At 67.8% G+C, this 21,310-nt stretch carries 24 protein-coding genes; 5 read left to right on the top strand and 19 right to left on the bottom strand.

The window, feature by feature from the left end; genetic code table 11:
- Positions 1 to 2: 2 nt before the first annotated feature.
- The 19 genes from H8B22_RS00700 to asnS all read right to left on the bottom strand — a co-directional run bounded on the left by H8B22_RS00700 (position 3) and on the right by asnS (position 17,194).
- Positions 3 to 1,061, bottom strand: coding sequence for a glycosyltransferase family 4 protein (locus tag H8B22_RS00700; protein ID WP_187712259.1), 1,059 nt, complete (start codon positions 1,059 to 1,061; stop codon positions 3 to 5).
- A 109-nt stretch (positions 1,062 to 1,170) separates the two neighbouring features.
- Positions 1,171 to 1,734 carry a DUF2939 domain-containing protein gene (locus tag H8B22_RS00695; protein WP_187712258.1) on the bottom strand — a complete coding sequence of 188 codons (564 nt, stop codon included), beginning with the start codon at positions 1,732 to 1,734 and terminating at the stop codon, positions 1,171 to 1,173.
- 94 nt (positions 1,735 to 1,828) lie between these two features.
- Positions 1,829 to 2,998, bottom strand: a complete 1,170-nt coding sequence (locus H8B22_RS00690; protein ID WP_187712257.1) for a DUF4785 domain-containing protein — start codon at positions 2,996 to 2,998, stop codon at positions 1,829 to 1,831.
- 16 nt (positions 2,999 to 3,014) lie between these two features.
- Positions 3,015 to 3,872, bottom strand: coding sequence for a lipase family protein (locus tag H8B22_RS00685; protein ID WP_208456913.1), 858 nt, complete (start codon positions 3,870 to 3,872; stop codon positions 3,015 to 3,017).
- Between the two features lie 176 nt (positions 3,873 to 4,048).
- Positions 4,049 to 4,735, bottom strand: coding sequence for a DUF2461 domain-containing protein (locus tag H8B22_RS00680; protein ID WP_187712255.1), 687 nt, complete (start codon positions 4,733 to 4,735; stop codon positions 4,049 to 4,051).
- Positions 4,736 to 4,754: 19 nt separating this feature from the next.
- Positions 4,755 to 6,197 (bottom strand): exodeoxyribonuclease I, encoded by a 1,443-nt coding sequence (gene sbcB, locus H8B22_RS00675; protein WP_187712254.1) that lies wholly within the window; start codon positions 6,195 to 6,197, stop codon positions 4,755 to 4,757.
- Between the two features lie 221 nt (positions 6,198 to 6,418).
- On the bottom strand, positions 6,419 to 7,780 hold the full coding sequence (locus H8B22_RS00670) for an FAD-dependent oxidoreductase (protein WP_187712253.1): 1,362 nt from the start codon (positions 7,778 to 7,780) through the stop codon (positions 6,419 to 6,421).
- On the bottom strand, positions 7,773 to 9,062 hold the full coding sequence (gene kynU, locus H8B22_RS00665) for a kynureninase (RefSeq protein ID WP_187712252.1): 1,290 nt from the start codon (positions 9,060 to 9,062) through the stop codon (positions 7,773 to 7,775). Before kynU ends, H8B22_RS00670 begins: the two co-directional genes overlap by 8 nt.
- Positions 9,063 to 9,083: 21 nt before the next feature.
- On the bottom strand, positions 9,084 to 10,094 hold the full coding sequence (locus tag H8B22_RS00660; RefSeq protein WP_187712251.1) for an amidohydrolase family protein: 1,011 nt from the start codon (positions 10,092 to 10,094) through the stop codon (positions 9,084 to 9,086).
- Between the two features lie 72 nt (positions 10,095 to 10,166).
- A complete protein-coding gene (locus H8B22_RS00655; RefSeq protein ID WP_187712250.1) occupies positions 10,167 to 10,697 on the bottom strand; it encodes a 3-hydroxyanthranilate 3,4-dioxygenase in 531 nt (176 codons plus the stop codon).
- 4 nt (positions 10,698 to 10,701) lie between these two features.
- The gene (locus tag H8B22_RS00650) at positions 10,702 to 11,142 is read right to left on the bottom strand and encodes a RidA family protein (protein WP_187712249.1); all 441 of its coding nucleotides are present in this window, start codon (positions 11,140 to 11,142) and stop codon (positions 10,702 to 10,704) included.
- Complete coding sequence (gene can / locus H8B22_RS00645; protein ID WP_187712248.1) at positions 11,139 to 11,807, bottom strand: carbonate dehydratase; 669 nt, start codon at positions 11,805 to 11,807, stop codon at positions 11,139 to 11,141. The genes H8B22_RS00650 and can overlap by 4 nt, the downstream gene beginning before the upstream one ends.
- On the bottom strand, positions 11,804 to 13,255 hold the full coding sequence (locus H8B22_RS00640) for an aldehyde dehydrogenase (protein WP_187712247.1): 1,452 nt from the start codon (positions 13,253 to 13,255) through the stop codon (positions 11,804 to 11,806). Before H8B22_RS00640 ends, can begins: the two co-directional genes overlap by 4 nt.
- 37 nt (positions 13,256 to 13,292) lie before the next feature.
- Positions 13,293 to 13,604, bottom strand: a complete 312-nt coding sequence (locus H8B22_RS00635) for a PilZ domain-containing protein (RefSeq protein WP_187712246.1) — start codon at positions 13,602 to 13,604, stop codon at positions 13,293 to 13,295.
- Positions 13,605 to 13,626: 22 nt separating this feature from the next.
- On the bottom strand, positions 13,627 to 14,415 hold the full coding sequence (locus tag H8B22_RS00630) for an SDR family oxidoreductase (protein ID WP_187712245.1): 789 nt from the start codon (positions 14,413 to 14,415) through the stop codon (positions 13,627 to 13,629).
- Positions 14,416 to 14,417: 2 nt separating this feature from the next.
- A complete protein-coding gene (locus H8B22_RS00625) occupies positions 14,418 to 15,044 on the bottom strand; it encodes an FMN-binding negative transcriptional regulator (protein ID WP_187712244.1) in 627 nt (208 codons plus the stop codon).
- 3 nt (positions 15,045 to 15,047) lie between these two features.
- Positions 15,048 to 15,362 carry a hypothetical protein gene (locus H8B22_RS00620; protein WP_187712243.1) on the bottom strand — a complete coding sequence of 105 codons (315 nt, stop codon included), beginning with the start codon at positions 15,360 to 15,362 and terminating at the stop codon, positions 15,048 to 15,050.
- On the bottom strand, positions 15,359 to 15,667 hold the full coding sequence (locus H8B22_RS00615) for a hypothetical protein (RefSeq protein ID WP_187712242.1): 309 nt from the start codon (positions 15,665 to 15,667) through the stop codon (positions 15,359 to 15,361). The genes H8B22_RS00620 and H8B22_RS00615 overlap by 4 nt, the downstream gene beginning before the upstream one ends.
- A 126-nt stretch (positions 15,668 to 15,793) precedes the next feature.
- Positions 15,794 to 17,194: an asparagine--tRNA ligase gene (gene asnS, locus H8B22_RS00610; RefSeq protein ID WP_187712241.1), complete on the bottom strand. Its 1,401-nt coding sequence runs from the start codon at positions 17,192 to 17,194 to the stop codon at positions 15,794 to 15,796.
- 171 nt (positions 17,195 to 17,365) lie between these two features.
- On the opposite strand from asnS, the gene H8B22_RS00605 reads away from it, so the two are divergent.
- The 5 genes from H8B22_RS00605 (at position 17,366) to rplI (ending at position 21,041) form a co-directional block, all read left to right on the top strand.
- A complete protein-coding gene (locus H8B22_RS00605) occupies positions 17,366 to 17,707 on the top strand; it encodes a HesB/IscA family protein (RefSeq protein ID WP_187712240.1) in 342 nt (113 codons plus the stop codon).
- Between the two features lie 85 nt (positions 17,708 to 17,792).
- Complete coding sequence (locus tag H8B22_RS00600; protein ID WP_208456912.1) at positions 17,793 to 19,565, top strand: DUF885 domain-containing protein; 1,773 nt, start codon at positions 17,793 to 17,795, stop codon at positions 19,563 to 19,565.
- Positions 19,566 to 19,791: 226 nt separating this feature from the next.
- Complete coding sequence (rpsF, locus tag H8B22_RS00595) at positions 19,792 to 20,205, top strand: 30S ribosomal protein S6 (RefSeq protein WP_187712239.1); 414 nt, start codon at positions 19,792 to 19,794, stop codon at positions 20,203 to 20,205.
- Between the two features lie 11 nt (positions 20,206 to 20,216).
- On the top strand, positions 20,217 to 20,447 hold the full coding sequence (gene rpsR / locus H8B22_RS00590; RefSeq protein ID WP_031372470.1) for a 30S ribosomal protein S18: 231 nt from the start codon (positions 20,217 to 20,219) through the stop codon (positions 20,445 to 20,447).
- A gap of 141 nt (positions 20,448 to 20,588) precedes the next feature.
- On the top strand, positions 20,589 to 21,041 hold the full coding sequence (gene rplI, locus H8B22_RS00585; RefSeq protein ID WP_187712238.1) for a 50S ribosomal protein L9: 453 nt from the start codon (positions 20,589 to 20,591) through the stop codon (positions 21,039 to 21,041).
- Positions 21,042 to 21,310 lie beyond the last annotated feature (269 nt).

The raw sequence follows: 21,310 nt of genomic DNA, 5'->3' as shown, positions 1-21,310 counted from the left end.
GATCACGCGGTCAGGCGGCGGCTTGCGTCGCTGCTGCGCAGCAGTTGCCGGTAGAGGTCGACGTAGCACCGGGCCATCGCGTCCGCCGTGAAGCGGCGGTCGAACACGGCGCGGATGCGACGCCGGTCCAGTGCGGACACTTCGGCGACCGCGGCAACCGCTTCGTCTTCGTCGTGGACGATGCGTCCGGTGATTCCGTCGTCGACGACTTCCGGCACCGAGCCGCAGGGCCAGGCGATTACCGGCGTGCCGCAGGCCATCGCTTCGATCATCACCAGGCCGAACGGCTCCGGCCAGTCGATCGGGAACAGCAGCGCGCGGGCGTTGCCGAGGAACCCGCCCTTGTCGCCGTCGCTGATCTCGCCGATGTATTCCACCAGCGGGTCGTCGAGCAGCGGGCGGATCACGTGGGTGAAGTAGGCGCGGTCCGCCGGGTCGACCTTGGCGGCGATCTTCAATGGAATGCCGCTGCGCCGCGCGATCGCAACGGCGCGATCGGGGCGTTTTTCCGGCGAGATGCGGCCGAGGAAAGCGAGGTAGCCGCCCTCGGGTGTCGTGGTGCAGCGGAGCAGGTTGGCCGGCAGTCCGTGCGGCACCGTTCCCAGCCAGCGCGCGAAGCGCAAGGGAGCGCGCTGGTGGTCGGAAATCGACACCAGCGGGAACTGCGGCCAGCGCCAGTAGGCCTCCGCGAGATCCTTCAGGTCGAGCCGGCCGTGCAACGTGGTCACGGTGCGCTCGGCGATGCCCTCGAACATCGGGAAGTGCAGCAGGTCGACATGGAAATGCAGCACGTCGAAGTGGTGCGCGCGGCACCGCACTTCGTGCAGCATCGACAGGTGCGCGGCGAGATCGGATTTCAGCGGCGCCGGGTCCAAGCGGATCGCCTGGTCGCGAACCGCGACGAGCGTCGCCCGCGTGCGGGCTTCAGCGGTGGCGAACAACGTGACTGCATGACCCAGGTCGACCAGCGCGTCGGCCAGATACGCAACGATCCGCTCGGTGCCCCCGTACAGCTTGGGTGGAACGGCTTCGTAAAGCGGCGCGACCAGGGCGATCTTCACGGCGGTCCCGCGGCCGGCATGCGGCTGCGGCGGGGAAACTTCATGGCGCTACTCCGCAGGAGGTTGCCCTGCGGAAAGTGCGCCCGGGACGATTACGGGGGCGTCAAGGTCATGGCCCGTCCGTCGGCGATGCCGCGAGGAAGGGCACGCGGACTTCGGTGACCTTCCAGCGCAGGCCTTGCCGGCTCAACACGAACACCACCGGATCGCCATCGGCGTTGCGCACCGTGGCGCTGAATCGGGACAGGGATTCGTAGCGGTACTTCGCACCTTCCAGGGGGTCGCGCGGCGGTGCGCTGGCGTAGGCGTCGTTGCTGGAGCGCTGCCCCGTCACGCGATGCCAGAAGTTGCGGCCTTCCATCACCGCCGCGAGCCCGGCGGGTGTCGCCATCGCGTCGACCATGCCTTCGCTGGCGCCGCTGGCAAGGCGCAACGCGATCGCGCCCAACAGGTTCGATTGCAGGTCCGCGCCCGCGCGGCGCGCCAGGTAGTCGTCGACCTGTTGCTTCAGGCTGCTGCGCACGGCGGCGAAGTCGACGTACTCCGACAGCTTGGCCGCGTCCTGTTCCTGCACCGCGCTGCGGATGCCATGGATGGCGACGAAGGGTCCGGCGGCGAGCCAGCCCAAGGCCAGCACCACCACGACGACGATCAGGGCGAGCCACTTCTTCATGCGCATGCTCCGCGAGGGTGCAATGAGCATAACCGCGATTCGCAAGGGGCCGGAACGATCCGGCCCCTTGCGCGATCCTTCACGCAACGATCGCCTAGAAGCGCACGGCGCGACCGCGGCTCTCCAGCGGCGCCAGGCGACTCTGGTCGTTCAACTCCAATTGGCGCAACTCGTACGGCGCGCCGTACCCGGACGGCACGTGCGCACGATCGAAGGCGAGGACCAGCGCGCCCTTGCCGCGTTCGAACCACGCCGCCGAATGCGCCTGCGCGACCGGCGCCATCGCCCCGTCCGATGCAGTCGCATACAGCGTGCCGCGCACCTCGTAGCGTCCGGGTGCGGCGCTTTCCAGCGGGATGTCGAAGCGCAGGCGTGACGCATCGACGCCGACGTCATCGCCGAGGCGCGCGGTGGGTGCGGACACGCCGAATGCCGTGCGCGCGTCGCGGGAGACGCCTTCGCCAGTGGCGAACAGCTGCAACTCCCACAGACCGGGGGCGGCGCTGGCCTGCATCGGCAGTTTCGCCCTGGCGGTGAGCCGTCCGCTCTTGTCGCTGGTCACCGAGATGGGGCGGCTGCTGCCGTCGGGCGCCACGAGCAGGGCCTCGGCCTGAGCAGCGATAGTGCGACCGCCGCGGGAGACGTCCATCGCGACGCTGATGGTGTCGCCGCCGAGCACGTGCGGGCGATCGGCGTGCGCCTTCAGCACCACGTCGCTTTCCGGTTCGAACACGTGCACGACGTAGCGGCCGCGGGCTTCGGCCGTGCGCAACGAATACGTACCGGCAGCGTTTTCCTTGGCGAGCTTGACCACCGCCGTTCCGGCATCGACGTCCATCCCGGCGGCCTGCAACGCGGCGGCGTCGGCGGCGCGTTCAAGCCGCGCGGCCTTGCCGTTGCCGTTCATGGCTACCGCATTGGCGTGCAGCGGCGCGGAACCGCGCGCGGGGCTGATGCGGATCACCGCGCCGGGCGCGGAGGTCTTCAGCGCAACGCCGGCCTGCAGTTCGCTGCCTTCGACGGTCTGCCAGTATTCGCGGCTCTCGGCGACGTAACTGGGCGAAGGCGATAGCGGTGCGAACGGATCGAGCGCCCAGGAGAACGAAACCGGTGCCCGTTCGAACTGGCCCGCAGGTGCGGGCAGTGCGACCAGGCGCGTCGGCACCTGGTCGGTGGCTGCTGCCGGAAGCAGCGGCTGTGCCGCGCTCGCGGCGAATGCAGGCGACGCGAGGCAGGCCGCGACCAGCGCGGCAGTGATGTTCATGCGCATGGCTGGTCCCTCAGAGCTTGAGATCGTTGCGGAGGATGGTGTCGAGCGTGAAGCAGGCGCGACGGCTCTGGTTGTGGCTCAGCGGCTCTGCGCCGGCCGTGCGGCTCTTGTCCTGGAACCACACGCTGCCCGCCGCCGACTGGCTGCTGCAGTTGAGGAAGCCATCGGAGCAGCTGTCGAGCCAGTTCTGCGTGGTTTCCAGGCCGACGTTCTCGGTGTAGCCGCCGCAATAGCTGTCGCCGTCGAACGGCGAGGAATCGACGTCGGTGCCGACCACGCTGCGGAACGGCTTGGGCAGGGCAGGGCGCCCGCTCGTGCCGTAGAGGTAGTTGGCGTTGTAGTACGCCATCCAGCTCACCTGCTGCTGGCGCACGGCGTCGGACTTGTAGCCGAGCAGCCAACCCAGCGAGGTCTCGAACACGTTGCCGTTGATGACGGCATCGGCCAGCGGCGTGCCGGCGGACGAAGGCGCCAGCGCGTTGACGCGGACGATCTTGCTGATGATGTTCGGATAGCGACTGTCGTAGGTCGGGTTGGACATCATCCAGCGGATCACGTTGCCACCGTTGGAGTGGGTGATCACGATCAGGCGGGTGATGCCCTTGCTGCTGATGAAGTTGCTCAGCTGGCCGGCCAGGCAGCCGGCGGCGCGGCTGTCCCACATGTACTGGGTGAAGTCGCAGTTGATGACGACGTAGTTGCCGGTGTTCGCCAGGCCCTGGCGGACCGAATCGACCATGGCCGGTTGCCAGTAGTCCTGGTACGCGTTGGTCTGGGATCCCGTTCCATGGACGAAGGCCACGCCGGTATTGGCGGACGCGCACGGTGCCGCGGCGGCCAGAAGCAGGCCGCAAAGCAGATGACGCATGTTCATTCCCCTTGAACTGCAGCGGCTGTGCCGTCGGCGTCGCCGCGGAAAGTCCTGCTCTGCGCCGGGCCCAGCGACGCATCGCGGGCGAGCATACCCATACGTATCGGTATGTCATGCGGCGTTGCCGCATTCGGCGCTGCCGGCGTCACAGCTTGGGAAGCCGGGTCGAGCGCCTAGAACTCCAGGTCCAGCGCCGCGCAGAGGTAGTCGACGAAGGGGCCGAGCGCCGCGATGTCGCCTTCCAGGGTCTTGCGCAGCCGGGGCCCGGTCATGGTCGCGTCGTCGATCGGCCGGAACGCGGCGAAGTTGCGCCGACGCAGGTCGTCGGCGCATTCGAAGTCGGCCGGGAAGCCGCGCGGCATCCGCGTCAGCATCTCGTCGTCGTCGAGGGCGAAGCGCTTGCGGAACGCGGTGCCGTGCGCGGCCGCCTTCCAGCTGCCCGGGTTGTCGACGATGAAGTGACGGATGCGCCGCAACGTCTCCGGCTGCGGATGCCACACGCCGGCAGCGACGAAACAGTTGCCCGGCTGCAGGTGCAGGTAGAACGCCGGCGCTTCCACCTGCTTGCTGCGCGCATGGAACAGGCGTGCGCCCTGCCAGTTCTTGTACGGCGTCTTGTCGTTGGCGAAGCGCGTATCGCGGTGGATCCGGAACAGCGAGCCGCCGTTGCCCTTGGGTTCGGAGCGGTAGTGCTCGCTGACTTCACGCAGGCCCGGCTGCAGGTCGGCCAACAGCCGCTGGAACGGCTCGCGCACGTGCGCCTCGTAGTCGGCCTTGTGCGCCAGGAACCACTCGCGCTCGTTGTGGCGGGCGAGCCCGCGCAGGAACTTGAAGCCGGCGTCGGAGAAGTAGGTGCTCATGGCGCCAGTCTACGTGCGCTCAGGCCAGGCCGGCCTCGACCTCGTGGCCCCATGCTTCCAACTGGTCGAGCAGCACCTGCTTGCCGCCATCGGCGGCATGGGCGAGCCGCAACGCCGCGATCTCGGCGCGGAAGGTATCGAAGCTGTATTCGGACAGCCCGCGTTCGTCACGCAGGCGCGAGCGGCGGTAGTCGTTCCACAGCGCCCGTTCGCTCACCGACAGCGTGTCCGGCCAGTTGCGCGCGCGGTAGCGGAACAGCAGTTCCGGCAGGCGCGGATCGCGGAAACCGAAGCCCTTCATGCCCAATGCCTGCGGCGGCGTGGCGCGCACTTCGGCGAACACGCGCTTGTCGCCGTCGCCGATGAAGCCGTCGTACAGCGAGGCGTCCGCGTCGGCGCGCGCGCGTTCGCGCTCGGACGAATAGACCTGGCGGACTTTCTCGGCCAGCGCCGGGCCCGCTTCGCGCAGGATCGCGGCGCGCTCCGCCACGACCTGCGGATCGATCATCAGGCGGGTGAAGTCGGCCGCGCGCAGGTGGTCCCAGGCCACGAGGGCCGGGCAGCGGTTGAGGTGGATTTCCTTGAGCGCGATGCGCTCCTCGCCTTCGGGCAGGTCGGCGATCGGTGTGTAAAGCCGGTCGGCGATCTGCTCGGGCGACATCCGCAGCAGGGCGGCCGGGTCCTGGCCCAGGTCGAACACGATCACCCGGTTGTCGATGCGCGGATGCCGCGCCAACGGCAGTACGGGCGCGGAGCACAGCCGGCTGGCAGGGAAGCGCTGCGAGACGTGCAGCAACGGCGTCATCGCCACCACGTCGACCAGACTCGCGACAAAACGCTTGTCGCGCAGCTTCAGGGCGTAGTCCCACAGCCGGGGCTGTGTCTGTTTCAACTTGCGCGCGAGGCCGATCAGGGCGCGCACGTCGGAGAGCGCCTCGTGCGCGTCGCCGATGCGCACGTCGTTGGCGTGCGCCAGGTGTTCGAGCTTGAACGACGTCGCGCCGTCCTCGCGTTGCGGCCAGGCCAGGCCGTCGGGACGCAGCGCATGCGCCAAGCGCAGCACGTCCAGCAGGTCCCAGCGGCTATTGCCGCCGCGCCATTCGCGCTCGTACGCGTCGTAGAAATTGCGGAACAGGCCGTAGCGGACGAACTCGTCGTCGAAGCGCAGCGAGTTGTAGCCCAGCGTGCAGGTCTCGGGCCGCGCCATCTCGTCGAAGATCAGCGAGAAGGCCTGCGCCTCGTTCATGCCGTCACGCAGCGCGGCCTGCGGCGCGATGCCGGTGATCAGCGTGGCGATGGGCGAAGGCAGCAGGTCGTCGGCCGGGCGTACGAAGATGCTGATCGGCTCGTCGACCTCGTTGAGGTCGGCGTCGGTGCGGATCGCGGCGAACTGCGCGATGCGAGTGGTGCGCGGATCGGCACCAAAGGTCTCGAGGTCGTAGAACAGGAAGCTGGCGGGCATCGGGGAATCGTTCACTCACGTAGCCCGGGTAAGCGCAGCGCACCCGGGATGGCAGTCTGATCGTCCCCGGGTGCGCTGCGCTTACCCGGGCTACGGCTCTGTTCTGGTTCCTGATTGGAAAGCAGATCCCTCACTGCATTCGGGATGACGCCCCTGGAGCGCGATTGAGGGTCCGTGGATGCGGCTTCGTACCGCATCCCGGTTTCATGCGGTGAGACGGTTCACGCCTCCGTGGGCAGCGGCGCCAGGCGCTCGTGCACCAATGCGTCGACCGCATCCCAATCCAGGGTCTCCAGCGAGGCGTGGCCACGGGTGGCCTCGACCAGCAGTTCGCGCTGGCGCTGGCCACGCTCGAAGGCCACCGCGTAAGGCAGCCGGCGGAAAGTCACCATCGCGTAGCGCGGCACGAAGCGGTCGGGGTGGCGTTCGGCGAGCCGGCGTTCGAGCGCGCGCTGGAGCAGGTAATCGTCGTCGTCGACGCGGTCGCGCATCTCCAGGTAGTTCTCCAGCGCCATCTGCTGGATCGCGCGTGCGTTGGGCAGGCGTTCGCTCTGGAAGGCCGCGAACGCGGCGGCGCGATCGGCGTTGCGTTCCAGGTGCTCGGCCAGTGCGACGCAGTCCTCGAAGGCGCAGTTCATGCCCTGGCCATGGAACGGCACCATCGCGTGCGCCGCATCGCCCAGCAGGACCGCGCGGTCGTCGATGTGCCAGTTGTCGAGGTACAGCGTCGCCAGCAGGCCGGCCGGGTTCTGCTCGAAGTCACGCTCCAGCTGCGGGATCAGCGGCAGCGCGTCGGCGAAGTCGCGCTCGAACAAGGCGCGCGCATCGGCGCCGTTCTTCACCGTCTCGAAGCTCGGATCGCCCCCGTTGGGGAGGAACAGGGTGACGGTGAAGGTGTGCTCGTCGTTCGGCAGGGCGATGCACATGTAGCGGCCGCGCGGCCAGATGTGCAGGGCGTTGGGTTCGATGCTGAAACCACCGTCGGCGGCCGGCGGGATTTCCAGTTCCTTGTACGAATGGCCGAGGAACTCGGTGCGCTCGCCCAGGTCGCGCTCGCGCAGCATCGCCGCCCGCAGGGCGGAACCGGCGCCATCGGCACCGACCAGCGATTCGAAGGCGACCTCGTGCTCGCTGCCATCGCGATCGTCCTTGAAGCGGGCGGTGCGGTTGGCGAAGTCGACGCCGGCCAGGCCGCGATGGAAGTGCAGTCGCGCGCCGGCCTGCTGCGCGATGTCGAGCAGGATCAGGTTGAGCTCGCCGCGGTGCACCGACCAGATGACCTCGCTGTCGTCCTTGCCGTAGCGCTGCAGGTCGGTGCGGCCGTCGAGGAAGTGCACCATGCGGCCACGCATCATCACGGCCTGCGCCATCACCTCGTCGTCGCCACCGGCCAAGCGCAGGGCATGGCGGCCGCGTTCGGCGAGCGCGAGGTTGATCGAGCGCCCGCCCGCGTAACCCTGCACGCGCGGATCGCCGCGCTTCTCGTACACATCCACCGACCAGCCGCGCTGCGCCAGCAGCGTGGCGAGCAGGGCGCCTGCGAGGCCCGCGCCGACGATGGTGATGTGACGGTGCTCAGCCATTTCGCCGGCTCTCATGGGTCCAGTTCTCCACGGCCTGCGCGAAGCGCAGCACGTCGTTGTGGGTGTTGTAGAGCGGGGCGGGGGAGATGCGGATCACGTCGGGCTCGCGCCAGTCACCTAGCACGCCGTTGGCGGCGAGGTATTCGAACAGGGCGCGACCACGCTCGCGACCACCGACGACGCGCAGCGACAGCTGGCAGCCGCGCCGCACCGGATCGCCCGGGGTGACGATCTGCAGCGTGTCGCCCAGGCGCGCGTGGATCAGCTTTTCCAGGTAGCCGGTCAGCCGGCGCGAACGCTCGCGCAGGGACTGCATGCCGACGCGGTCGTACAGTTCCAGCGATGCGCGCAGCGGCGCCAGGCCGAGGATCGGCGGATTGCTCAGTTGCCAGCCCTCCGCGCCCGGCGTGGGCACGAACTGCGGGCCCATGCGGAAACGCGTCGATACGTCGTGCCCCCACCAGCCGGCGAAGCGCGGCCGGTCGGTGTCGGCGTGGCGCTCGTGCACGAAGCAGCCGGCGACGGCGCCCGGGCCTGAGTTCATGTACTTGTAGTGGCACCACACGGCGAAATCGACGCCGCTGTCGTGCAACTCCAGTTGCAAGTTGCCGACGCCGTGGGCGAGGTCGAAGCCGCACACCGCGCCCTGTGCATGCGCGAGGCGCACGATTTCCTTCAGGTCGAAGGCCTGCCCGGTGCGGTATTGCACGCCCGGCCACAGCACCAGCGCAAGGCGACGCCCGTGCTGCGCGATCGCGCGCTCGATCGCTCCCATCGAGATGGTGCCATTGGCCTCGTCGGCCTCGATCTCGATCAGGTCGGCTTCCGGGTCGAAGCCGTGGAAACGCAGCTGCGAGGCCACGGCATGGCGATCCGACGGGAACGCGCCGGCTTCGATCAGGATCGCCGGGCGCTCGCGCGTGGGCCGGTAGAAACTGACCATCATCAGGTGCAGGTTCACCGTCAGCGTGTTCATCGCCACGACTTCCGATGGCTTTGCGCCGACCACGCGCGCCAGCGGTTCGCGTACCAGTTCATGGTAGGGCATCCACTGCGCGTTGCCGGTGAAGTGGCCTTCCACGGCTTCCGCGGCCCACTTGTCCAGCACTTCCTCGACATGCGCGCGCGCGCCGCGCGGCTGCAGGCCGAGCGAGTTGCCGACGAAGTAGGCCTGCTCGTGGCCGTCGTGCTTAGGGATCAGGAATTCGCCGCGCAGTCGGGTGAGCGGATCGGCGGCGTCGAGCGCATCGGCGTGCGCGAAGGAAAACAGTTCGGTGGTCATTTCTGTTTCACGCAAGCGTGCTTATGCAAAGCGGGATTTCGGGAGGCCCAGCCATTCCAGCGCGGTGCCGTGGTACAGGCGCGCCTGGTCGGCCTCGCTCAGCTGCAGCGCTTCGATGCCGGCGCCCGGCGTCTGCTCGCCGAGCGGGAAGGGGTAGTCGGTGCCGAGCATCACCCGCGACACGTCGCAGGTGTCGAGCAGGTAACGCAACGCGCGCGGGTCGGCGACCCAGGAGTCGAAGTAGAAACGCTCCAGGTAATCGCGCGGGTTGCGCGGATTGTCGGTGGCGACCAGGTCCGGGCGCATGTTGAAGCCGTGCTCGATGCGGCCGATGGTGTAGGGGAAGCTGCCGCCGCCGTGGGCAAGGCAGATCTTCAGTTTCGGCAGCCGCTCCAGCACGCCGCCGAAGATCAGGCAGCATGCGGCGCGCGACTGCTCGGCGGGCATGCCCACCAGCCACGGCAGCCAGTACTTCGGCATCGACGGCGTGCCCATCATGTCCCACGGGTGCACGAGGATCGCCGCGCCCAGTTCGCTGGCGGCCTGGAAGAACTCGAACAGTTCGGGCGCGTCGAGGTTCCAGTCGTTGATGTGCGAACCGATCTGCACGCCCTGCAGGCCGAGCTGGTCCATGCAGCGTTCCAGCTCCTGCACCGCCAGCCGCGGCGACTGCAGCGGCACCGTGCCGATGCCGGCGTAGTGGCGCGGATAGTCGCGGCAGGTTTCGGCCATGTGGTCGTTGAGCGCCTGGTGCAGCTCCAGCGCGTGCTGCGGCTTGGCCCAGTAGCTGAACATCACCGGCACGGTGCTGATCACCTGCACCTGCACGCCGAAGCGAGCGTAGTCGTCGATGCGCTCCTGCGCGTCCCAGGTCTTGGACCAGATCTCGCGGAAGAACTTGCCGTCCTTGTAGATGCGATGGCGACCGTCGTCGGTGTGGTGGATGACGGGAAACCGGTCGTCGCCGTACTTGCGCGCCAGGTCGGGCCAGTCGCGCGGGAGGTAGTGGGCGTGGGTGTCGATTTTCAGCATGGTTGTTCCACTGCGGTCATCCCGATCGGAGAAGCGAGAAGCAGGTCCTCGCTGCGCTCGGGATGACAGCTTTCATGTATCGGCCATCACGTACTTCGTTGGCGCCGGATTGAGGTGGCCGCAGCTGCGACAGGTCCGGTGTTCGCGCGAGGAATAGAAGCGGTCGAATACGGCGGGGAAATCGGTTTCGATGTTCTGCAGCGGGAAGAACTCTTCGTAGAGCTTTTCGTTGCACTGTTCGCAGAACCACAGCAGTCCGTCGAGCTCGTGCGGCAGGCGCTTGCGCTCGATCACCAGGCCGATCGAGTCGGGCATGCGCTGCGGCGAGTGCGGGACGCGTGGCGGCAGCAGGAAGGTTTCGCCGGCCTTGATCGGGATGTCGCGGACGGCGCCATCCTCCTGGATGCGCAGCACCATCTCGCCTTCGAGCTGGTAGAACCACTCCGCGCCCTCGTCCCAGTGGTAGTCGGTGCGCTGGTTCGGGCCGCCCACGACCATCACGATGAAGTCGCCGACGTAGATGCACTTGTTGCCCACCGGCGGCTTGAGCAGGTGGCGGTGTTCCTCGATCCAGGCTTGCAGGTTCAACGGGGCGGGCAGCATGGCGTCAGTCCTTGCCGCGGTCGGCCGGGACCACGGCGGTGCATTTGAGTTCGATCGCGATCGGCGTCGGCAGCGCGGTGATGCCCAGCGTGGTGCGGCACGGTGCGGTGTCGATGTCCGGGAAATGTTCGGCCCAGATCGCGTTGTAGGTCTTGAAGTCGCGCGCCATGTCGGTGAGGTAGACGGTCACGTCGACCAGGTCCTCCCAGCGCGCGCCGCTGGCTTCCAGCACGGCGCGGACGTTGGCGAACACCGAATGCGTCTGCGCGGCGATGTCGTAGCTGCGCAGGCGGCCATCGGCGAAGTAATCGTTGCCGGGAATGCCATTCGTGGCCGGATCGCGCGGGCCGATGCCCGACAGGAACAGCAGGTTGCCGACGCGGCGGGCATGCGGATAGGTGCCGACCGGCTTCGGTGCGGTGCTGGCCTTGATCACGTCGCTCATGCGGCGGAGTCCTCGTTGCGGGGGCGCAGGCGCGACACCGCGTGTTCGTAGGCGGAGGTGAATTCCTCGGTGGAGCTCGCATCCATGCCGAGCTCGCGCACGCGACCATCGAGCAGGCTGTACACCCAGCCGTGCACGGAGAGCTGCTGGCCGCGCGCCCAGGCGTCCTGGACGATGGTAGTGAGGCAGACGTTCGCGGCCTGTTCGATCGCGTTGAGTTCGCACAGGCGCGCGTGGCGCAGCGATTCCAGGTCGATGCCGTCGAGCAGCGGAGCGTGCTTGAGCGCGACGTCGCCGACGTGGCGGATCCAGTTGTCCGCGAGGCCGACGCGCGTGCCGGTCAGGGCGGCATGCACGCCACCGCAGCCGTAATGGCCGACGACCAGGATGTGTTCGACCTTGAGTACGTCCACTGCGAACTGGATCACCGACAGGCAGTTCAGGTCGGTATGCACCATCACGTTGGCGATGTTGCGATGGACGAAGACTTCGCCCGGGGCGAGGCCGAGGATCTGGTTCGCCGGCACGCGCGAATCGGAGCAGCCGATCCACAGGTATTTCGGTGCCTGCTGCTGCGAGAGGCGCTTGAAGAAACCGGGATCCTCGCGGCGTACGCCGTCGGCCCATTCGCGGTTGTTGCGCAACAGTTCGTCGAGGGTGCTCATCGCGGCGCGACTCCCGTGGGCGCGGCGCCGATGGCGATGCCCACGTTCTTGGGTTCGGTGAAGAAACGCATCGCTTCCATGCCGCCTTCGCGGCCGAGGCCGGACGCACCGGTGCCGCCGAAGGGCGTACGCAGGTCGCGCATCAGCCAGGTGTTGATCCAGACCATGCCCGTGCGCAGTTGCGCGGCGACGCGGTGCGCGCGGTCGAGGTCGCGCGTCCACACCGAAGCGGCGAGGCCGTAGTCGCCGGTGTTGGCCAGCTGCACCGCTTCGTCATCGGAGTCGAAGGCTTGCAGCGTGACCACCGGGCCGAAGATCTCGTCGCGGTTGCTGGCGCAGTCGGGGCCGAGGCCTTCGATCACCGTCGGCGCGACGAACCAGCCGGGGCGGTCCAGCGCGTTGCCGCCGCACAGCACGTGCCCGCCTTCGTCGCGCGCGCGGGCGAGGGCGGCGGTGACCTTGTCGAAGTGTGCCTGCGATACCAGCGGGCCGAGGTTGTTGTCCTCGTCGATGGGATCGCCGACGCGCAGTCCGAGCGCGCGCTCGACCAGCGCGTCGCGGAATTCGCTGTAGATGCGGCGTTCCACCAGGATGCGCGAACCGCACAGGCAGATCTGGCCGCTGTTCTGGAAGGCGGAACGCACGATCGTGTCGAGCTGTGCGCGCCAGTCGCCGTCGGCGAACACCAGGGTCGGGTTCTTGCCGCCCAGTTCCAGCGACACCTTTTTCAGCAACGGCGCGGCGAGCGTGGCGATGCGCTTGCCCACCGCGGTGCTGCCGGTGAAGGAAATCGCCTTGACCTGCGCGTGCGTCACCAGCGGTTCGCCGATCTCGGGGCCCAGGCCGTGCACGATGTTGAGCACGCCCTTGGGGAAGCCGATCTGCGCCGCGACCTCAGCCAGCATCGTCGCCGTGACCGGCGTGACCTCCGAAGGCTTGGCGACCACGGTGTTGCCGGCGGCCAGCGCCGGCGCGATCTTCCACGTGAACAGGTACAGCGGCAGGTTCCACGGCGAGATCGTCGCCACCACGCCCAGCGGTGCACGCAGGGTGTAGTTCAGCCCGGCCTGGCCATGGTGCGACTCGCTGGCGAACTGCGTCGCCGCGTGGGCGAAGAAACGCAGGTTGGAGATCGCGCGCGGAATCTCGATCTCACGCGCAAGCCGGATGGGTTTTCCGCCATCGCGCGACTCGGCATGGGCGAAGTCGTCCAGCCGCGCCTCCACGGCGTCGGCCAGTTTCTCCAGCCAGCGCGCGCGCTCGGTGGTGGGCAGCGACGACCAACCCGGCAACGCCTGCTGTGCGGCGGCGATGGCGGCTTCGACATCGCGTGCGTCGCCACGCGCGACTTCGGCAAAGGGGCGGGCGGTTGCCGGGTCGAATACCTCGAGCCAGCGACCGTTGGCCGCTTCGCGGGATTCGCCGTCGATCCAATGAGTCAGACGCATCCGCCAAGCTTAACCGGCGAGGCGTCCATACGGCACCTCATGGTGCGGATGGCGGCGTGGGCGGAACGGTTTGCGGATCGTGGTACTCGAGGCCGACCTGGCCCGTGGTCACGCGGGCGACGCGCGCGTCGACGATGACGACCGCCGCATCCTCGCCCTGGTGGAAGAACAGGCGGACGAGGTCATCGGGCACGAGTTCGAAACCCGCCGGCCGGAAGATGCTGCAGCCGCCTACCGACAGGTCGATCAGGCGCGCGAACCAGGCGCTGTCGTGGCGCAGCACCATGATCCGCGACGCGTAGGGTACGCGGTCGGTGCTGCGGCGTTCGTCCTGGATGACTGCGTTCATGCCGATGGTCCTGGCCGCCGAATCAGAGCGAGCGGGTGCGACCGCCGTCCACGGGCAGGTTGATGCCGGTGATGTACGACGCCGCGGGCGAGCACAGGAAGGCGATCGCCGCGGCGGTTTCCTCCGGCCTGGCGAAGCGGGCCATCGGGATTTCCGCTGCCATCTTCGCGTACACGGTGTCGCGGTCCTGGCCGGTCTTCGCCATCGTCGATTCGATGATCTGTTCGATGCGCGGCGTTTCGGTCGAGCCGGGCAGCACGTTGTTGACGGTGATGCCCTTCGCCGCGACTTCGGTCGCCAGCGTCTTGGCCCAGCTCGCCACGGCCCAGCGCGTGGTGTTGGAGACGCCCAGTCCGCGCAGCGGCTCCTTCACAGAAGTCGAGATGACGTTGACGATGCGGCCGTAACCGTCGCGTTCCATGCCGGGCAGCACGGCTTCTGCGAGCACGTGGTTGGCGAGCAGGTGCTGGCGGTAGGCGGCTTCGAAAGCGGGAATCTCGGCGCCGCGCACGGGGCCCGGCGGCGGGCCGCCGCTGTTGTTGACGAGGATGTGCACGGGCTTGCCCGCGCACAGCGCCTCGACCTGCGCGCGCAGGCGCTCGAGATCCGCGGTATCGGCGGCGATCCAGCCGTGCACCTGCGTGGTACGCGGGCGCGGCAGCTGCGAAGCGACGTCCTGCAGCACGTCGGCGCGGCGGGCAAGCAGCGTGATGTCGGCGCCCAGTTCCGCCAGCGCCTTGGCCGTCGCCAGGCCGATGCCCTGGCTGGCGCCGCAGACGAGCGCGTGTTTGCCGTTGAGGTCGAGATCCATGCTCAGTTTTCCGTGGGCGTGCGGGCGCGCATCAGCGCGGCGATGTCCCGGCTATCGTCGCGCGCCTGCTGTTCGAGTTGGTCGGCGACCGCGCTGCGATTGGCGGCCGGATGGTTCTGGTTGAGCTTGAACTTCAGCACCGCGTCATCGACGTGGAAGCGGAAGCCGACGATGCCGCGCAGCTGCACGCGATGGTCGGGTCGTTCGAATTCGAAACGCCAGGCGTGGCCGGCGCGGGCTTCGTGCTGCTGGCTGAGCTCGTCGACGATCGCGGCGAGCGCGGCCTCGTCGTCGAAGGTTTCCAGCGTGCCGCCCAGATGCGCGACCGCGTAGTTCCAGGTCGGCACGCGCGCCTCGGCTTCCTTGTCGGGATACCACGAGGGCGAAACGTAGGCGTGCGGGCCGTGCACGATCGCGGTGGCGGGGCCGGCGTGCCTCGCCTGCGGGTTGGGGCGCGCCCAGTGGCCGCGCAGTTCGATGCGGTCGCCGTCGCGCCGGTACAGCACCGGCAGGTGGTTCACCACCGGCGCGCCGTCGCGCACGGTGATCAGGGTGATGAAGTTGTCGCGTTCGATCAACGCATCCAGCGCCGCCAGGTCGGTTTCGACGAACGCCGCGGGCCGGTACATGCGTCAGTTCCGCGCGGGCAGCTTCTGGATCATCAGGCCGCGCAGTACTTCGTCGTCGTCGGCCTGCGGCGGCACCAGTTCTTCCAGGATGAAGCCGCGTTCGGCGGCGTCATCGGCATCGAGGCCGTCGAGGGCGACGAATTCGGCATCCATCAGGGCCGCGCGCGCCGTGTCCTCGCTGTCGTAGGGCAGGGTGGCGCCGTCGCTGTCGAAGACCTCGGCGGTGCCGGCTTCGCGCACCCGCAGGCGCGCCCACACCAGCGTGCGGCCGAGCGTGGCCAGCCACCATTCGTCGTGCGCGTGTTCGGAAGGGTTCATGCGGAAACCACCGTAGACAGGGCCCACAGCAGTCCGGCGAGGACCAGGGCGATGATGATCGTCAGCAGCGACGTCCGCGCCGGCGAGGCCAGGCCGGTGAGGTTGCGGTCGTTCGCGGCGATGTAGCCGCGACGCAGCAGCCAACCCAGGGCAGTGGGGTTGAGGAAGGCGCCCGGGCCGAGCCGGGCACCGATCTCCGGATGCCGGTCGCGGATATGCACCAGCGACAGCGGCCAGAAGATCATGAAGGCGCACGCACCGGTGATGGCGGCAGCGACGAAAACCAGGGCGAAGAACAGGATCATTTCTTACTCGTCATCCCGGCGCATGCCGGGATCCAGCTTTTAGAGGCGGCGTCGGATGGGAAACGTGACTTCGTGGCATGCGCCGCGAGGGAAGCCGAGGAGCGCCGCCAGTCCGCGCATCTTCCATCAGAAGTCGGCGTTGCCCGGCGCGCGCGGGTACGGAATCGCGTCGCGGATGTTGCTCAGGCCGCACACGTACACCACCAGGCGCTCGAAGCCGAGGCCGAAGCCGGCGTGCGGCACCGTGCCGTAGCGGCGGAAGTCGCGGTACCAGCCGTAATGCGCCGGATCCAGGCCGAACTGCGCCATGCGCGCGTCGAGCAGGTCCAGGCGTTCCTCGCGCTGCGAACCGCCGATGATCTCGCCGATGCCCGGGGCCAGCACGTCCATCGCCGCAACGGTCTTGCCGTCGTCGTTGAGGCGCATGTAGAAGGCCTTGATGTGCTCGGGGTAGTTCATCACCACCACCGGGCGGCCGACGTGTTCCTCGGTCAGCCAGCGTTCGTGCTCGGTCTGCAGGTCCAGGCCCCATTCGACCGGGAACTCGAACTTCTTGTTCGACTTCTGCAGCAGCTTGATCGCATCGGTGTAGTCGATGCGCTCGAACGGCGCGTTGATGAAGGACTCCAGGCGGGTAATTGCGTCGGGCTGCACGCGCTCGGCGATGAAGGCCATGTCGTCCATGCGCTCGTTCAGCACGGCGCGGAACATGTACTTCAGGAACGCCTCGGCGACATTCGCGTCCTCGTGGAGGTCGGCGAAGGCGATTTCCGGCTCGATCATCCAGAACTCGGCCAGGTGGCGCGTGGTGTTGCTGTTCTCGGCGCGGAAGGTCGGGCCGAAGGTGTAGACCTTGCTCAGCGCCAGGCAGTAGCCCTCGACGTTGAGCTGGCCGGACACCGACAGGAAGGTTTCCTTGCCGAAGAAGTCGCGGCTGAAGTCGACCTCGCCCTGGCCGTTGCGCGGCAGGTTGGCCATGTCCAGCGTGGAGACGCGGAACATCTGCCCGGCGCCTTCGGCATCGGAGGTGGTGATGATCGGCGTGGAGATCCAGTAGAAGCCCTGCTCGTGGAAGAAGCGGTGCGCGGCCTTGGCCAGGCAGTCGCGGATGCGCGTCACCGCGCCGAACAGGTTGGTGCGCGGGCGCAGGTGGGCGAATTCGCGCAGGTATTCCAGCGAATGCTGCTTGGGCTGCATCGGGTAGGTCAGCGGATCCTCGACCCAACCGACGACTTCCAGTTTCGATGCCTGGATCTCGAACGCCTGGCCCTGGCCCTGCGACTGCACCAGCGTGCCGGTGGCGATGACGGCGCAGCCGGTGGTGAGGTGCTTGATCTCGGATTCGTAGTTGGGCAGGAGGGCGGGCGCGACGACCTGGATCGGCGCGAAGCAGGAGCCGTCGCTGACATTGACGAAGCTGAGCCCGGCCTTGGAGTCGCGGCGGGTGCGCACCCAACCACGGACCGTGACTTCACCGCCGGCGGGCAGCTTGCCCGCGAGCGCATGTTCGACGCTGACCACCGTCATGCCTTGAATCCTGGCCGCCACGGGCCGATATGGGGAAAGGCGGCAGTTTAACCGCCCGCGTACGCCCGCGTACGCCCATGAACCATGCGCAACCGCGGCTTCCCGTTGGCTGATTGCGGCGACGCACCGAACCGCACCGCCTATAATTCCTGCACCACTCCGGAGTCCCGCATGGCCGTCACCCTCGCCCCCGCCGCTCTCGCCCGCGTCCAGCGTTATCTCGCCGAGACGCCCGACGCGATCGGCCTGCGCTTCGGCGTGACCCGCACGGGTTGCTCGGGCTGGCAGCACTTCGCCGACCTGGCCAAGGACCAGCGCGAAGGCGACACCGTGTTCGAACAGGATGGCGTGCGCACCTATGTCGATGCGGTAAGCCTGCCGCTCGTGGACGGCACCGAGATCGACCTGATCAAGCAGCGCCTGGGCGAGCAGTTCGTGTTCCGCAACCCCAACGCCAGTGCCGAATGCGGCTGCGGCGAGAGCTTCACCACGGAAGCCGACCGCGCGGCCTGATCGCGGTCGTCCCGCCCAACCTTCGACAGGGGGAGGGCGCAAGTCGCCAAGCTAGACTCCGGGGCCTACGCACCGGGAGCCTCCCATGTTCCGAAACCTTGCCGCGGCCGCGGCGATGCTGGTCGCCTGCGCCATGCCCGCGCAGGCCCAATCCGCCGATGCCGTGCGTGCACTGCACCAGCTCTTCGACGAGGAATGGGAGCGCGGCCTGCGCGAGAACCCGGTCAACGCCAGCTACCAGGGCGATACGCGCTACAACGATCGCTGGTCCGATGCCAGCCTTGCCGCCATCGCGGCCAGCCAGGCGGCCGACCGTGCCGCCCTGGCGCGCATCCGCGCCATCGATCGCAATGCGCTGTCGCCGGCCGAGCAGCTGAACTACGACACCTTCCTGTGGCTGCAGGAGAAATCGGTCGAGGGCCAGAAGTTCCGCACCTACCTGCAGCCGATCAGCCACCAGGGCGGCGTACAGACCCTCGACGGCGTGGCCGAAGTGCTGCCGTTCGCGACTTCCAAGGATTACCGCGATTGGCTCAAGCGCATGGACGCCGTGCCGGTGGAGGTCGAGCAGACCATCGTCCTGATGCGCGAAGGCGTGAAGGCGGGCAACCTGCCGCCCAAGGTGCTGATGCAGCGCGTACCGCGGCAGATCGCCGCGCAGATCGTCGAAGATCCGGCGCAAAGCCCGTTCTACCGACCCTTCCAGAAATTCCGCGATGGCGTGCCCGAGGCCGACCGCGCCGGGTTGCAGGCCGACGCCCAACGCATCATCCGCACACGCATCGTGCCGGCGTATCGCGCGCTCCAGGCCTATTTCAACGACGAATACCTGCCGAAGGCGCGCGACTCGATCGCGGCGACCGACCTGCCCGATGGCAAGGCGTACTACGACTACCTCGCGGGCTACTACACGACGACTGGCCTGACCGCCGAGCAGATCCATGCGCTCGGCCTGAAGGAAGTGGCGCGCATCCGCGCACAGATGGAGAAGATCAAGGCGGAAGTCGGCTTCAAGGGCTCGCTGGCCGAGTTCTTCGACTTCCTGCGCACCGACCCGCGCTTCTTCGACAAGACCCCGCAGGCGCTGCTCACCCACTACCGCGAGGTCGCCAAGCGCATCGATCCCGAGCTGGTGAAGGCGTTCCGGACCATCCCGCGCCAGCCCTACGGCGTGCGCCCGATCCCGGACAACCTCGCGCCGGACACCACCACCGCGTACTACCAGCCGGGGGCCTCCGACGGCAGCCGCGCCGGCTTCTATTACGTGAACCTGTACAAGCCCGAAGTGCGCCCGACCTGGGAAATGATGCCGCTGTCGCTGCACGAGGCGGTGCCGGGCCACCACTTCCAGTTCGCGCGTTCGCTGGAATTGCCGGATGCGCCGATGTTCCGCCGCACCGCCTACTTCGTCGCCTACAGCGAGGGCTGGGGCCTGTATGCCGAACAGTTGGGCTTCGACATGGGGCTGTACGACGATCCCTACGACCGGATGGGCCAGCTGGCCTATGAGATGTGGCGCGCGGTGCGGCTGGTGGTCGACACCGGCATGCACGCCAAGGGCTGGAGCCGCGAGCAGGCGATCGCCTACTTCAAGGACAACGCCCCCAAGACCGACCAGGACATCGTCAACGAGATCGACCGTTACATCGGCACCCCGGGCCAGGCGCTGGCCTACAAGATCGGCCAGCTGAAGATTTCCGAGCTGCGGGCGCGGGCCAAGGCCCGGCTGGGCGAGGGCTTCGATGTGCGCGAGTTCAACGACGAGGTCCTGGCTACCGGCTCGGTGCCGTTGCAGGCGCTGGAGCGGCATATCGACGCCTGGATCGCGGGGAGGCAGGGGCAGGGCGGGCCCCCCTGACCCGCAATCGGGGCGTATCAGGCGTTAGGGGCGCTGGATTCGCGGATTCGACGGGCAGGGCCCGCCCTGCGCTTGCGGCCCGGTTTGCACCTAAGCCATTGACCCTGCCATAATTTCCGGCTCCCGCGGCTCCGGCCGTGGGGGACCTTGCTCCACCGCGGCCATCCCGGCCGCCGGGGGGCTGCCCGGGCCGCTCCAGCGCCCGGCATCCACAAGGAAACAACCAATGCGTCATTACGAAGTCGTGTTCCTGGTCCATCCGGACCAGAGCGAGCAGGTGCCGGCCATGATCGAGCGCTACAAGTCGCTCATCGAAGCCGGCAACGGCAAGGTCCACCGTCTCGAAGACTGGGGCCGCCGCCAGCTGGCCTATCCGATCGAGAACCTGGTCAAGGCCCACTACGTCCTGCTCAACATCGAGTGCACCCAGAGCGTTCTGAACGAGCTGGTCGACGGTTTCCGCTTCAACGACGCGGTGCTGCGCCACCTGGTCATGAAGCGCGACGCGGCCGACACCGAGCAGTCCCTGATCATGAAGTTCAAGGACGAGAAGGGCGACAAGCCCGAACGTCGCCGCCGTGACGACGAGAGCGACAGCGCCGTCGGCAGCGCCGATTCCGCCGAAGCCGAAGCCGCCTAAGGAGCACTGACATGTCCAAGTTTTTCCGTCGCCGCAAGTTCTGCAAGTTCACGGCCGAAGGCGTCAAGGAGATCGATTACAAGGATCTCAACACCCTGCGCCAGTACCTCACCGAGACCGGCAAGATCGTGCCGAGCCGCGTGACCGGCACCAAGTCGAAGTACCAGCGCCAGCTGGCAACGGCCGTCAAGCGCGCCCGTTTCCTGGCCCTGATCCCGTACACCGACAACCACAACGCGTAATTACGCGCTGTCATCCCGAGCGCAGCGGGGGACCTGCTTTGACGGCAGGTTCCTCACGTTGTTCGGAATGACGGCAAAACCGTCCATTCGGACAGCCCCAGTTGCGGCGCAAGTCGCCGCTAACGAATACGGAGCAACACCATGCAACTGATCCTCCTGCAGAACGTCACCAACCTCGGCAAGCTCGGCGACAAGGTCAACGTCAAGCCGGGTTACGGCCGCAACTTCCTGGTCCCGCAGGGCAAGGCCGTGCCGGCCACCGCCGCGAACCTGGCCGATTTCGAAGCCAAGCGCGCCGAGTACGAAGCCAAGGCCAAGGCCCAGCTGGACGGCGCCGAAGGCCGCAAGGCCGCGCTGGAAGGCGTTGAAGTCACCCTCACCGCCAATGCCTCGACCGAAGGCAAGCTGTACGGCTCGATCAGCCCGCGCGACATCGCCGAAGCGCTGACCAAGCACGGCCACAAGGTCGAGAAGTCGGAAGTGGTGCTGGGCGAAGGCCCGCTGCGCCGCACCGGCGAGCACGAAGTCGTGGTGCACCTGCACGCCGACATCAATGCCACCGTCAAGGTGATCGTGGTCGGCGAAGTCGCCTAAACCGCGTAAAGCGTGACCCGAAGCGGGCGCCCACCGGGCGCCCGTTTCTTTTTCCGGCCAATTTTCCAACGCATCGCCGCCGCTCGTCGGCAACCATCGGCCTGACCGCTGCTGGCATGGCTTGTGGTCTCACTCTCTGCGATGCCCACCGGTTATCCACAGAGTTGTCTGCAACGCATCGCGAACGGGGCGACTAGGATGACCGGCCAGCTGCATCCTTACTTACAAGAAGCGGACCGCCACGACGGTTCGACCAGGGGAGTTACCGC

Source organism: Lysobacter terrestris, assembly GCF_014489475.1.
Classification (GTDB): Bacteria; Pseudomonadota; Gammaproteobacteria; order Xanthomonadales; family Xanthomonadaceae; genus Agrilutibacter; species Agrilutibacter terrestris.
This window is presented reverse-complemented; position numbering and strand designations above follow the sequence as displayed.